Annotated in this window: 9 protein-coding genes; 3 read left to right on the top strand and 6 right to left on the bottom strand. The window is 65.8% G+C overall.

The features are described from left to right. Positions 1-6 precede the first annotated feature (6 nt). On the top strand, positions 7-762 hold the full coding sequence (gene phoU, locus DRB17_RS04820; protein WP_114581047.1) for a phosphate signaling complex protein PhoU: 756 nt from the start codon (positions 7-9) through the stop codon (positions 760-762). Beyond that, complete coding sequence (gene phoB, locus DRB17_RS04815; protein WP_114581046.1) at positions 759-1,478, top strand: phosphate regulon transcriptional regulator PhoB; 720 nt, start codon at positions 759-761, stop codon at positions 1,476-1,478. The genes phoU and phoB overlap by 4 nt, the downstream gene beginning before the upstream one ends. A gap of 9 nt (positions 1,479-1,487) precedes the next feature. Here phoB and DRB17_RS04810 read toward each other — a convergent pair whose 3' ends face one another. Continuing rightward, positions 1,488-2,399: an AEC family transporter gene (locus DRB17_RS04810; RefSeq protein ID WP_114581045.1), complete on the bottom strand. Its 912-nt coding sequence runs from the start codon at positions 2,397-2,399 to the stop codon at positions 1,488-1,490. A 367-nt stretch (positions 2,400-2,766) separates the two neighbouring features. Here DRB17_RS04810 and DRB17_RS20810 point away from each other — a divergent pair, with 367 nt between their 5' ends. After that, on the top strand, positions 2,767-4,737 hold the full coding sequence (locus DRB17_RS20810) for a PA domain-containing protein (protein ID WP_161958701.1): 1,971 nt from the start codon (positions 2,767-2,769) through the stop codon (positions 4,735-4,737). 83 nt (positions 4,738-4,820) lie between these two features. Here DRB17_RS20810 and DRB17_RS04800 read toward each other — a convergent pair whose 3' ends face one another. The 5 genes from DRB17_RS04800 to gyrB all read right to left on the bottom strand — a co-directional run bounded on the left by DRB17_RS04800 (position 4,821) and on the right by gyrB (position 12,557). Next, entirely contained in the window at positions 4,821-7,508 is a 2,688-nt protein-coding gene (locus DRB17_RS04800; protein WP_114581043.1) for a bifunctional acetate--CoA ligase family protein/GNAT family N-acetyltransferase, read from the bottom strand. 99 nt (positions 7,509-7,607) lie between these two features. Beyond that, positions 7,608-8,129 (bottom strand): O-acetyl-ADP-ribose deacetylase, encoded by a 522-nt coding sequence (locus DRB17_RS04795; RefSeq protein WP_114581042.1) that lies wholly within the window; start codon positions 8,127-8,129, stop codon positions 7,608-7,610. A gap of 98 nt (positions 8,130-8,227) precedes the next feature. Beyond that, positions 8,228-9,136: a transglutaminase family protein gene (locus DRB17_RS04790; RefSeq protein ID WP_114581041.1), complete on the bottom strand. Its 909-nt coding sequence runs from the start codon at positions 9,134-9,136 to the stop codon at positions 8,228-8,230. A gap of 39 nt (positions 9,137-9,175) precedes the next feature. Further along, positions 9,176-10,048, bottom strand: coding sequence for a transglutaminase-like domain-containing protein (locus DRB17_RS04785; RefSeq protein ID WP_206607781.1), 873 nt, complete (start codon positions 10,046-10,048; stop codon positions 9,176-9,178). Between the two features lie 40 nt (positions 10,049-10,088). Next, positions 10,089-12,557 (bottom strand): DNA topoisomerase (ATP-hydrolyzing) subunit B, encoded by a 2,469-nt coding sequence (gyrB, locus tag DRB17_RS04780; RefSeq protein WP_114581040.1) that lies wholly within the window; start codon positions 12,555-12,557, stop codon positions 10,089-10,091. Positions 12,558-12,585: the final 28 nt, after the last annotated feature.

The following is a 12,585-nucleotide window of genomic DNA, read 5'->3' as shown; positions in this document are numbered from 1 at the left end:
GGCATCGTGGCAAGACAGCAGCACGAACACATCGTCAAGTCGTTCGACGAGCAGCTCAAGAGCGTCAACCAGCAGATCGCACGCATGGGCGGTCTGGCGGAAAGCCAGCTCGCATCCGCGGTGGAGGCCCTGGTCAAACGCGACAGCGACCTGGCCGGGCGGGTGGTCAACGCCGACACCGGGCTCGACAACCTGGAGCACGATGTCGAGGAGGCGGTGGTGCGGATCCTGGCGCTGCGCCAGCCGGTGGCGACCGACCTGCGCGACATCATCGCCGCCTTCAAGATCGCGAGCGACACCGAGCGCATCGGCGACTATGCCGTGAACGTCGCCAAGCGGGCGCTGGCGTTGAACCAGATGCCGCCGGTGCAGCCGGTCTATACCGTGCCCCGGATGGCGCGCCTCGTGCAGTCCATCGTCAAGGACACCTTCGACGCCTATGTCGAAAGGGACGCGGAGAAGGCGATCGACGTCTGGCATCGCGACGAGGAGGTGGACGAGATGTACACCTCTCTCTTCCGCGAGCTGCTGACCTACATGATGGAGGATCCGCGCTCCATCACGCCGGGAACGCATCTGCTGTTCATCGCCAAGAACATCGAGCGTATCGGCGACCACGCCACCAACATCGCCGAGACCGTGCACTACCTTGTCACCGGCGAGTACATCGAAGGCGGCCGCCCGAAGGGCGACACTTCCTCCTACGCGGTGATGGAGCCGCCGCGTCCGGATGAAGACGGCAACGGAGGCGACGACGAATGAAGCCTTTGGTTCTGGTTGTCGAGGACGAGACCGCCCTGGTCACCCTCTTGCGCTACAACCTTGAGAGGGAGGGGTTCCGCGTCGCTTCCGCGCAGGACGGTGAGGAAGCGCTGGTGATGGCCGCCGAGGAGCGGCCGGACCTGATCCTTCTGGACTGGATGCTGCCGCTGACCTCGGGCCTGGAGGTCTGCCGTCGCCTGCGCCGGCAGCAGGAGACGCGCGATACCCCGATCCTGATGCTCACCGCGCGCGGAGAGGAGGCCGACAAGGTTCGCGGCCTGGATAGCGGAGCCGACGACTACGTCACCAAGCCGTTCTCGCCGGCGGAGTTGATCGCCCGCATCCGTGCGGTGCTGCGCCGCTCGCAGCCGCAGCTTACCAGCGAGACGCTGTCCTTCGAGGATCTGATGATGGACCTGGCGGCACACCGCGTCAGGCGGAACAATCGCGACGTCCATCTGGGTCCCACCGAGTTCCGCCTGCTGCGCCACCTTCTGCAGCATCCGGGCCGCGTGTTCAGCCGCGAGCAATTGCTGGACGCCGTGTGGGGGCACGACGTCTATGTCGAGCCGCGCACCGTCGACGTGCATATCCGGCGTCTGCGAAAGGCGCTGAATTCCGGGGAGGAATCGGACCTGATCCGCACGGTGCGCGCGGCGGGCTATGCGCTGGACCACCCCGCCAATCAGCCGGCGGAACAGACGGAAACGCCCTGAAACTGGGATTCAGAGCTGCACGGCCACCATCGCGCCGGTGACGACGATCGGACTCGCCAAGGTCGAGGCGATCACCACCGCCGACGATAGTTCCACATTGCCGCGGAACTCGGCGGCAAAGATGGTGAGCAGGACCCCCACGGGGGCGCAGGCGCCGACCAGCAGCAGCGCCCTCACCTCGGCCGGCATCGGCATGGCCAAGAGCGCCAGCCCCGTCAGTAGCGGCGCTAGCAGCAGGCGTAGTGCAACCGCCAGGCCGGCGGATCCGACGGGCACGCGCAGGTTCGTCGCGGCAAGCTGCGCGCCCAGGCTGAACAGCGCGATGCCGACATAGGCCTTGCCCAGGGTGTCCATCGGCGTCTCGATGACCTGCGGCAGGCGCCAGCCCAGCGCGTTCAGGCCCAGCCCCAGCAGGACCGCCGGAATCAGCGGCGTCTTGAAGATCGCCTTCAAATGATCGGTAAAGCCGCCCTGGCCGCCGGCGAAAAGGACCGGCGTCACGATCAGCATGATAACCGTGTGGATCGAGGTGATGACCACCTGATGGATCACCAGATCCCGGCCAAAAGCCAGCTCGATCACCGGGATGCCGAAGTTGCCGCTGTTGGGAAAGGCACAGGCCAGTGCCACGATCACCCGCAGTTCCCGGCTCAGCTTAAGCCCCGCGCCGATCCACCAACCCACGGCCAGTAGCGCGAAGAACTGCACGACCGTGAAGATCGCCGTGCCCTGCACCTGGCTGAGCGGGATCGTCGCCTTCGACAGCGTGACGACGATGAAGCAGGGAAAGGTGGCATAGATCAGCAGGCGATTCAGCGTGGTGACGTCGAATCTTGCCCATTTCTGCAGGCCGAACCCGCCCGCCGCGAGCGCGACGATGGGCAGCGTGATCTGCGTGATGACGTCGAATAGCAGGGACATTATGGCGAGTCAGGCGTGGGCGCGGGGTGGATGGGCCGCCCACTGTGCATCTCCGCGCGTGCGGCGCAAGACCGGCGGCTGCATGCCAGCCTTGCGCGGTGCCTGGCGGGCAAGTGCTGGCGACGTTGATGGCCTCGCCCGGTCGGTGCAGCGAAGCGTCCGCCCGCGTAGTCGCCGACAAGCATACCATTTTTCCACAAACCAGCAGAGAAAAGCACCTCGCTCACCGATTAAATTCGGTGTATATTAAATAAAGCAAGCAAAATGGGGACCTCCGGATCGGGGGGAGATACTGAGCAGGCGCAGTCCGGGCAAACATTTGCTTGTGCTTGACGCAATGACCACAATCAATCGAAGGAGAGTCGAGATGGCTTTTCTACTTCGTGGTGCGCTCAGTATCTTGCTGGCTATTGCCCTTCCGGTCTGGGCTCTTGCCGATCATCCTCAGGTGGTGACGGACGGTCCGGATCAAGACGCACACGAGCATGGTGTTCTCGATCCGAACAAACGGCCCGATCCGGAACTGCCACTGATTATGCGCGATAGCCTGTCGGACGAATTCGTTAGCTCGGGTCCGAACGCCAAGGTGATCAAGAACCTTACGCCAACCGCGCGCGGCACGCGTCTGTCGCCGGACGGCACGACGGATGTCTGGGTACTCGGCAATTATGCCTATACAGGCACTTTCGACGAGCCTTGTGGCGGCGCGTTCGAGGCCGGTATCTGGGTCTGGGATGTCCGTAACGCCCAAAAGGATAAGAATACGCCGGTGACGATCATCCAGTCGCCCGACGGGAGCAGGTCGAACGACGTCAAGGCCGCGGCGATGAATTCGGGTGACATCCTCGTCCATTCCAATGAATCGTGTAATGGCGGCCCTGGCGGTTTCGAGATCTATTCCGTCGACGACCCGGAAGATCCGATGTGGCTGGCCTCGGTACAGACGGATGACGTGAACGCCTTCTTGCGCGACGAACTCGGTTTTCAGGACTTTGGCGTGCACAACCTGTTCCTCTTCACGCAGGGAGAGAAAGACTATGTCGCCGCGGTCGTGGAATCCGAATTCGGGAATTTCCAGATCTTCGACATCACGATCCCGACCGCACCGACGCTTGTCGGCTGGTGGGGCGCCGAGCAATTGAGGCTGGCCGAACTGGGACTGGGTGAGACCGACGCGGCGGATCTTGACGCGGACGACTTTGGTATCATCCTCGATCTGGATGCCTATCTTTTCGACGGCTTCGGAGCCTCGCGAAACCGCTTCCTCCACGATGTCACGATTACCGAGGACGGGCAGCAGGCCTATCTGGCGAACTGGGACGCCGGCCTCGTTCTCCTCGACATCAGCGACGTCACTGACCCACGGCTTGTCTCGGTGGCGCTCGATCCCGCAAGCGAGGACGGCGAGGTCAACAGCCATTCTGTCTGGCCAAGTGAAGACGGCAGTATCGTCGTGGAAGGCGAGGAGGATTTTGCGCCGTTCTCGACCGTGTTCTCGATCACCTCGGGGCCGGCCGCGGGGGACTACCCAGCCGTTGAGGGTGACATCACGGTGCCTATCGCCAACCTCACGCCCCCCGTGATGGAGGGGCCGACGACCTACGCCGGTCTCGCCTGCCCCGGCGATATGGTTCCCCCGGCGCCGAGTTCCGACAGCATCGCCCTTATCCAGCGCGGCACCTGCTTTTTCAGCGAGAAGATCGATAACGCGGAAGCTGCAGGTTATACCGGCGTCGTCGTATTCAACGATGCCGCCAGGGGCGACGAGCTGGTCGTGATGGGTGGCGACCCCGTCAATCTACCCGGCGTCTTTGTCGGCCACAGCACCGGCCTGGCGATTGCAGGCGTTGCAAGCGCGGCGGACCTGGTGCTGGGAGCGCCCGGCGCGAGCGTGAAGGTCGAGACTATTCCCAATGGCTGGAGCGGCGTACGGATCTGGGACTACACGGACCCCGCGAACCCGGTCCTCGCTTCGACGTTCAACACCGAATGCAGCGCCAACGTGATCGGTCCGGATTGCCTCGATGGCGGCACCTATTCGTCGCACAATGTCATTGTGGAATCGACCGAGCCGGACAGAGACGGTGAGCGGAGCGTGAAGGCCTATATCTCATGGTACTGGGACGGGATGCTCGTTTTGGACGTGACCGATCCCTACAATCCAGTGGAGATCGCCCGCTACAGCGATCAGAGCCTGGAGTTCCAGTTTGAAAACGGCGGCAACCAGGATATCTGGGGTGTCTACAAGACCCCTGGCAAACCTTGGGTGTACGGCTCCGACCGGAATGGCGGGCTTTACATCCTTAAAGAGCTTGGCCAGGGCACGCTCATGAACTGACGGGCGAGCCACGGGTAAGGGGCGGCGTCGACAGTGGCGCCGCCCCACTCGCGTCAACGCTGGAACGTGTTCCTGCCCGATTTTTACGCCGCCCGCTTGTTCAACGTGAGACGCACGTGGATAAGCTGCGGGTCTTCGGGGTCGTGGTGCTGGTCGAATCCCAGTTCCTTGCACATATCCAGCATGCCCCGGTTTTCCGCCAGCACGTCGCCCACAACCTCCGCCGTGCCGCGCGCCCGGGCATAGGCGATGATCCGGTTCATCAGCAGATAGCCGAGGCCGCGCCCCTTCAGGTCCGAGCGCACGACGACCGCGTACTCGCCGCGGCGGTTGTCCGGGTCCATCGTGATGCGCACCACACCAAGCAGGTCCTCCGGCTTGTCGGGCGTGGTGGCCACCAGGGCCATTTCGCGGTTGTAGTCGATCTGCGTCAGCCGCGCGGCGAACTGGTGCGACAGTTCCCTGATGGGGGTGAAAAAGCGCAGCCGCACGTCCTCCGGCGACAGCTTCTTGAACGCCTCGCGCAGCGCCGGCTCGTCCTCGGGCCGGATCGGGCGCAGCATCACTTCCAGCCCGTCGTGGGTCCGCGTCCGCTCCTCAAGCTGCTTCGGATAGGGGCGGATCGCCAGCCGCCTGGTGCCCGTTACCGTCGGCTGCTGCACCTTGATACGGGCGTCGAGCGCCACCACGGCCTTGTCGTCGGCCAGCAGCGGATTGATGTCGACCTCGGCGATCTCCGGCAGGTCGATGATCAGTTGCGACAGCTTGATAAGCGCCATCGCGATCTCGTCCAGCGCCGCGCGCGGCTGGTCCCGGTAGCCTTCCAGCAGCCGATAGACGCGGGTGTCCGCCATCATCCGATGGGCCAGATTCATGTTCAGCGGCGGCAGCGCCAGGCTCTGGTCGCGCAGAACCTCGACCGCCGTGCCGCCCTGGCCGAACAGCAGGACGGGGCCGAACAGCACGTCCTCGGTGGCGCCGATGATCAGCTCATGCGCGCCGGCCCGCCGGACCATCCGCTGCACCGTGAAGCCGTCGACCCTGGCGTCCGGCCGGTTCCGGGCGACGCGCCGCAGCATGGCCTCGGCGGCCGAGCGGACGCCGTCGGCGTCCTCCAACTCCAGTTTGACGCCGCCCACCTCGCTCTTGTGCGTGATGTCGGGCGACAGGATCTTCAGCGCCACTGGGAAGCCGATGGCTTCCGCCGCCTGCACGGCCTCTTCGGGGGTCGAGGCGGTGCGCGTCTCCACGATCGGCAGGCCATAGGCCGCCAGGACCGTTTTCGATTCCGCCTCCGACAGCCATTGGTTGCCGGCGGCCAGGGCGGCATCGACAGGCTTGCGCGCGGCGGCGGGGTCGGGTTCGAAGTCGGTGGGAATAGACGGTGGCGTCTCCATCAACTCGTCCTGGTTGCGCCGGTAGCGCACCAGGTGCAGGAACCCGCGCACCGCGTCTTCGGGCGTCTCGTAACTGGGGATGCGGCGCTCGGAGAATAGCTGACGGGCCTCTTGCGCCGCGCCCTCGCCAAGCCATGAGGTGAAGACGGGATGCCGGCGCCCGCCCAGCGTGCGGATCACCGCGTGGGCGGCGTCCGTGCTGTCGGCCACGGCGACCGGGCAGTTCAGCACCAGCACCGCGTCGGCGTCCGGTTCGTCCAGAAGGATCTTCAGCGCCTCGGCGTAACGCTCGCCGGGTGCGTCGCCGATGATGTCCACCGGGTTTCCCCTGGACCATGTGTCGGGCAGGACAGCATTCAGCTTGCCGAGGGTGTCCTGCGAAAGCTCCGCCAGCTTGCCGCCACCGCCGATGAGTGCGTCGACCGCCAGCACGCCCAGCCCGCCGCCGTTGGTCAGGATCGCCATGCGCTCGCCCGTGATGGGCGGAGAGGTCGCCAGCGTTTCGGCCGCGTCGAACAGTTCGCGCAAGTCGTAGACGCGTAGCATGCCGGCGCGCCGGAACGCCGCATCGTAGACTGCGTCCGACCCGGCCAGCGCCCCGGTATGGGAACTGACGGCCTTCGCGCCCTCGGCCTGGCGGCCGCCCTTGATGACGATCACCGGCTTGGTCCGCGCGGCCGCGCGGGCCGCGGACATGAACTTCCGCGCGTCGGTGATCGCCTCGACATACAGCAGGATCGCGCGGTTGCGGCCGTCGCTTGCCAGGTAGTCCAACGTGTCGCCGAAATCGACGTCGATCTTGTCGCCCAGCGAAACGATGTGGGAAAAGCCGATGCCGCGCGGTGTCGCCCAGTCCAGCATCGCCGTCACCATGGCGCCGGACTGCGTGACGAAGGCCAGATCCCCCTTCAGCGGCGATATGTGCGCGAAGCTGGCGTTCAGGCCAAGCGCCGGAAGCATCAGGCCGACGCAGTTCGGGCCGACCAGCCGCAGCGTGTAGGGCCGCGCCGCGTCGAGGACCGCCTGCCGCCGGGTCTGGCCTTCCTCGCGGCCGCCCTCGCCGAAGCCGGCGGTGATGATCACGGCCGCGCGCGTGCCCATTTCGCCAAGGTCGCGCACGACATCCGCCACGACATCGGGCGGTGTGGCGATGACACCCAGGTCGGGCACGCGCGGCAGGTCACGCACCGAAGGATAGGCCAGGACGCCTTCGACCGCCTCCTGCTCCCGGTGGACCGGCATGATCGGTCCCTCGAAGCCAGAGTGGAACAGGTTGCGTGCCAGGACCTTTCCGACCGAATGCGGCCTGCGCGATGCCCCGATCAGAGCGACCGAGCGCGGCTGGAACAGCGCTTTCAGGTTGCGGATGCTCACGACATTTCTCCGTGGCCGGCGGTGCGGCGTCGACACCTATGTTGCAGTGCAACATGTAAGCCGACGTCTCCTGACTGACAAGCGCGCGCCGGTTGCGTCTCAGCCGGCGAGTGCCCGCTCGTAGGTCTCCTTCGTCGCGTCGTCGAGGGCACAGAAAAAGACCCTTTCCGGCAGATCGTGGTCCTGCAACCAGTCGCGGACCGTTCGCACCGCAATATCCGTGGCGCGCTCCAGCGGATAGCCGTAAACACCGGTGGAGATGGCCGGGAACGCGACGCTTCGCGCGCCCTGTTCCTTAGCGCGCTGAAGCGAGTTGCGATATGCGTCGGCAAGCGCGTCGTCCTCTCCCTTTCCGCCGCCGCCCCACACCGGACCGACCGTGTGGATGACGTGACGGGCCGGCAAGTTGAAGCCGGGCGTGACCACGGCCTCGCCGGTCGGGCAGCTGCCGATTTCGTTGCAAGCCTTCTGGAGTTCCGGGCCGGCCGCGCGATGGATCGCGCCGTCCACGCCGCCGCCGCGCTTCAGTTGCGAATTGGCGGCGTTGACGATTGCGTCGACGTCAAGCCTGGTGATGTCGTCCTGAACGACCTCGATCCGGTCCTCGGTTTTTCCCGTCATGGTCTGGCCCTCCCTGCCTGTGCGTCGAAGCGCCACATCCGAGTGGTCAGATTAACTGTCCAGACACGCGGCACCAAGATCGGCGGGGATTTCCAGTGTCACGAGGCGGCGGTGGTGGCTACCGGCTCCGCCTCGCGCGTGACCTTGACCTGGACCGTCATGGTGGGAGGGCCGCCGGGATCGCCGATAAAGGTGCCCTGCACGGGCTTTGCCTGCTCCGGCCTGCGGGCGACGCCGATGCGGATCAGGTTGGTGCCGCAATAGCTGCCGTTCGTGGGGTCGAACTCGGTCCAGCCCATGCCCGGCAAGTAGATCTGGCACCAGGCATGCGTGGCGCCCGCGCCCACCGTGCCGCTGTCCACACCGGTGTCGAGCGCGGGGTCGTAAAGGTAGCCGGTGACGAAGCGGGCCGCGAGGCCGAGCGCGCGCGCGGCTTCCATCATCAATAGTGCGAAGTCGCGGCATGAACCGGAGCCCAGCCGTATCGTCTCGACCGAGCTTTGCACGCCCTCTTCCTCGCGCGCCGCATAGGTGAAGTCGTCCCGGATCGTCCGCGTCATCCGGGCGAGCGTGTCCATGGTGTCGCTCGCCCCGCTTTGCGCCAGGAACTGCCGCGCCCAGGCGTCCGTGACGCCGTCCGGATCGGGGTCGTGGCGTGCCACCAGGGCGCTGAGGTCCGGCTGCTCGCTGGCGGGATAGCTGAACGGCAGCGTGCGGGCGTAGTCCTCGATGGGAATGCTTGGATCGTTGACGCCGTAGTGCTGGATGACGATATCGCTTTCGAAGCGCAGCAGCGCGTTCTCTCCGGCAAAGCTGGCAACCGCGATGGAATTGCCGAAAACGTCGTGCAGCCAGCGCAACTGCGCCTTCGGCGTGATGGCCAGGCGGGTCGAGACGAGGCGGATGTCGTGACTGTCGCGCGGCCGGAACAGCAGGCGATGCTCGCCGAAGCCGACGGGCCGCGGGTACTCGTATGTCGTGATGTGGTTGATTCTCAGCCGGGTCATCGTGTTTTCACCCGATCGCCGCCGCCGGGGCGCACGCGGCTATGCCGTCGTGATCGCAAGGTTGGTCGGCCGCTCCGCCTCCACCGCGTCGCCGTCCGCCGGCTCCGCGTACACCTGCATATAGGTCATGACGGCGGGCCCGATAATCAGCGCGAAGGACACGTCCGCCGCGTCGCGGCCGGTCCCGATACGCACCATGCCCATGGGCGAGACCTGCCGTGTCGGGTCGAACAGGTACCAGCGGTCGCCCAGCCAGGCCTCGAACATCGCATGAAAGTCGGGCGGCCTCAGATTGTGGGCATAGCCGCTGACGAAGCGCGCCGGGATGTTGATGGCGCGGCAGAAGGCAATACCCAGATGCGCGAAGTCGCGGCACACGCCAACGCGCTGCGTCGCCGTGTCGAAGGCCGAGGTCAGCGAACCGGTGCTGCCGGCCAGATAGTCGACGTTGGCCGCGATCCACTCGCAGATCGCCTGCACCTGCGGATAGCCGGGCGAAATGCCGCCGAACTCCCGGTGCGCCAGACGCATCAGGTGGTCCGACTGGCAATAGCGGCTGGGCAGCAGATAGGGCAGCGTCTCCAGCGGCAGGCGCTCGGGCGGCACGGCCGGGATCGCGGCGGGGTCCTGAACGTCCGGGGCGTGCTCCACCAGCGCCGTGTAGCGCAGGCTCAGGTGACACACGGGCGCGACGAAGCGGTGATAGCGGTTGCCCGTGGCCGGGTCTTCGTGAAAGTCCCGCTGCACCTCGGGCGTGATGCGCAAGTCCTCCCACTCGGCGCTTTGATGGCGCGTGCGCGCGACGCCGATGTTCATGATGAACGTCGATGGCGTGGAAACTTGATATTCCAGGATGCAGCCGACCTGATAGCGCACGTTACCCTTGCCCTGTCCCATGCGGCGTTGCGGCACGCTGGCCTGTCGGGTCGCGCCCCTGGCGAACCGGGCTGTCCTAGACGTCGAGGTTCGCGACCTCCAGGGCGTGCGACTGGATGAACTCCCGGCGCGGGTCGACCACGTCGCCCATCAGGGTGGAGAAGATATCCTCCGCCTGGTCGCCGTGGGCCACCTTCACCTGCAACAGCGAACGTGCCTCCGGGTCAAGCGTGGTTTCCCAGAGCTGGCCCGGGTTCATTTCACCAAGCCCCTTGTAGCGCGACACGGTGATGCCCTTGCGGCCCAGCGCCATGATCGCATCCGCCAAATCCAGCGGACCCCATATCGGATAGGTCTTGTCCTTGGATTCCAGCCGCGCGGTGTCGCCGTAAATGGCCTTCAGCTCTCCGGCCATCTCGTGCAGGCGGCGCGCCTCCGCGCTCTTCAGCAGGTTGTGGTCGATGACCCGGCGCTCGGTCACCCCGCGCAGTGTGCGCGTGAGGACGAGGTTGCCCTCGCCCTCGACCGTGCCGGCCCATTCCTTCTCGCCTTCCTCGGCAAGGCGATTCAGGCGCGCGGCCAAAGCCTCGGCCCGCGCGGCGGCGCCGTCGACATCCTCCAGCAGGGCGGGGGAGAGCGCGTCCAGCACCGCCGCCTGCTCCACCACGCGGGCGCTGCCCACCTTTCGGATCATCGGCGACATCAAGTGCTGCGCCCGGTTCGCCCGGCCGACATGGTCGAGGAGGTCGTTGGCGGCGATCTGCTGGCCGTCCGCCAGGATCAGCACGCTGCCGTCGACACCCTGCGCGATCAGGTATTCCTCCATCTCGCGCTCACCCTTCAGGTACTCCTGCTTCTGGCCGCGCTTGATGCGGTAAAGCGGCGGCTGGGCGATATAGAGGTGGCCGCGATCGATCAGTTCGGGCATCTGACGGTAGAAAAAGGTCAGCAGAAGGGTGCGGATGTGGCTGCCGTCCACGTCCGCGTCCGTCATGATGATGATCTTGTGATAGCGCAGCTTGTCCGGATTGAACTCCTCGCGGCCGATGCCGGTGCCAAGCGCGGTGATCAACGTGCCGATCTCCTGCGAGGACAGCATCTTGTCGAAGCGCGCGCGCTCCACGTTCAGGATCTTGCCGCGCAGTGGAAGGATGGCCTGGAACCGCCGGTCGCGGCCCTGCTTGGCCGAGCCGCCGGCGCTGTCGCCCTCGACGATGAAGAGTTCCGAGCGCGACGGATCGCGCTCCTGGCAGTCGGCCAGCTTGCCGGGCAGGTTGGCGACGTCCAGCGCGCCCTTGCGCCGCGTCAGTTCGCGCGCCTTGCGCGCCGCCTCGCGCGCGGCGGCCGCCTCGGCGACCTTGCCGACGACACGCTTGGCCTCGTTCGGGTGCTCCTCGAAATAGCGGTGCAGGTGCTCGTTGAGCACGCTCTCCACGACCGGCCGAACCTCGGAGGACACCAGCTTGTCCTTGGTCTGGCTGGAGAACTTCGGGTCCGGCACCTTGACCGACAGCACGCAGGTCAGCCCCTCGCGCGCGTCGTCGCCGGTCAGCGTCACCTTCTCCTTCTTGATGAGGCCGGATTCCTGCGCGTAGTTGTTGATCTGCCGCGTCAGTGCCGCGCGGAAGCCGGCCATGTGCGTGCCGCCATCCTTCTGCGGGATGTTGTTGGTGAAGCACAGAACGGTCTCGTGGTAAGTGTCCGTCCACTGCAACGCGGCTTCCACCACGATGCCGGACTTCTCGTCCTTCACCGAGACCGGCGGCTCGATCAGCGCCTGCTTGTTGCGGTCGAGATAGTGCACGAACGCGACGATGCCGCCATCGTAGTGCATCTCGACGCGGCGTGGCTCTTCGCCGCGTTCGTCGATCAGGTTCAGCGTGACGCCCGAATTGAGGAAGGCCAGCTCGCGCAGGCGATGTTCCAGCGCGTCGAAGTCGTAGTCGGTGCGGGTGAAGATGTCCCTGGACGCCAGGAAGGTGACGGCGGTGCCGCTGCCTTCGGCCGCTCCCACGTCGGTCAACGGCTTGACGGTTTCGCCGTCGGCGAAGGCGCAGAGGTATTTTCGGCCGTTGCGGTGAATGGCCAGTTCCAGGCTCTCCGACAGGGCGTTCACCACGGAAACGCCGACGCCGTGCAGGCCGCCCGATACCTTGTAGGAGTTCTGGTCGAACTTACCACCGGCGTGCAGCCGCGTCATGATGACCTCGGCCGCCGAGACGCCCTCCTCCGGGTGCATGTCCACGGGAATGCCGCGCCCGTTGTCGGTCACCGTGACCGAGCCGTCGGCATTCAGCGTCACGTCGATGCGGTCGCAATAGCCACCGAGCGCCTCGTCGATCGAGTTGTCGACGACCTCGTAGACCATATGGTGCAGGCCCGAGCCGTCGTCGGTGTCCCCGATATACATGCCAGGGCGCTTGCGCACGGCTTCCAGCCCGCGCAGCACCTTGATCGATTCAGCACCGTAAGCCGCCGAGGCCGCGCTGCGGCGCTCCACGTCGGTTTCGGGTTCCAATTCCTGGCGTTCCGGATCTTGTGTCATCGATACGTTATATAGTGATGGTGAAAGG

The organism is Ferruginivarius sediminum, assembly GCF_003344765.1.
GTDB lineage: Bacteria > Pseudomonadota > Alphaproteobacteria > Kiloniellales > Rhodovibrionaceae > Ferruginivarius > Ferruginivarius sediminum.
Note: the sequence above shows the minus strand (reverse complement) of the source record. Positions and strands in the feature narration are given on the sequence as shown.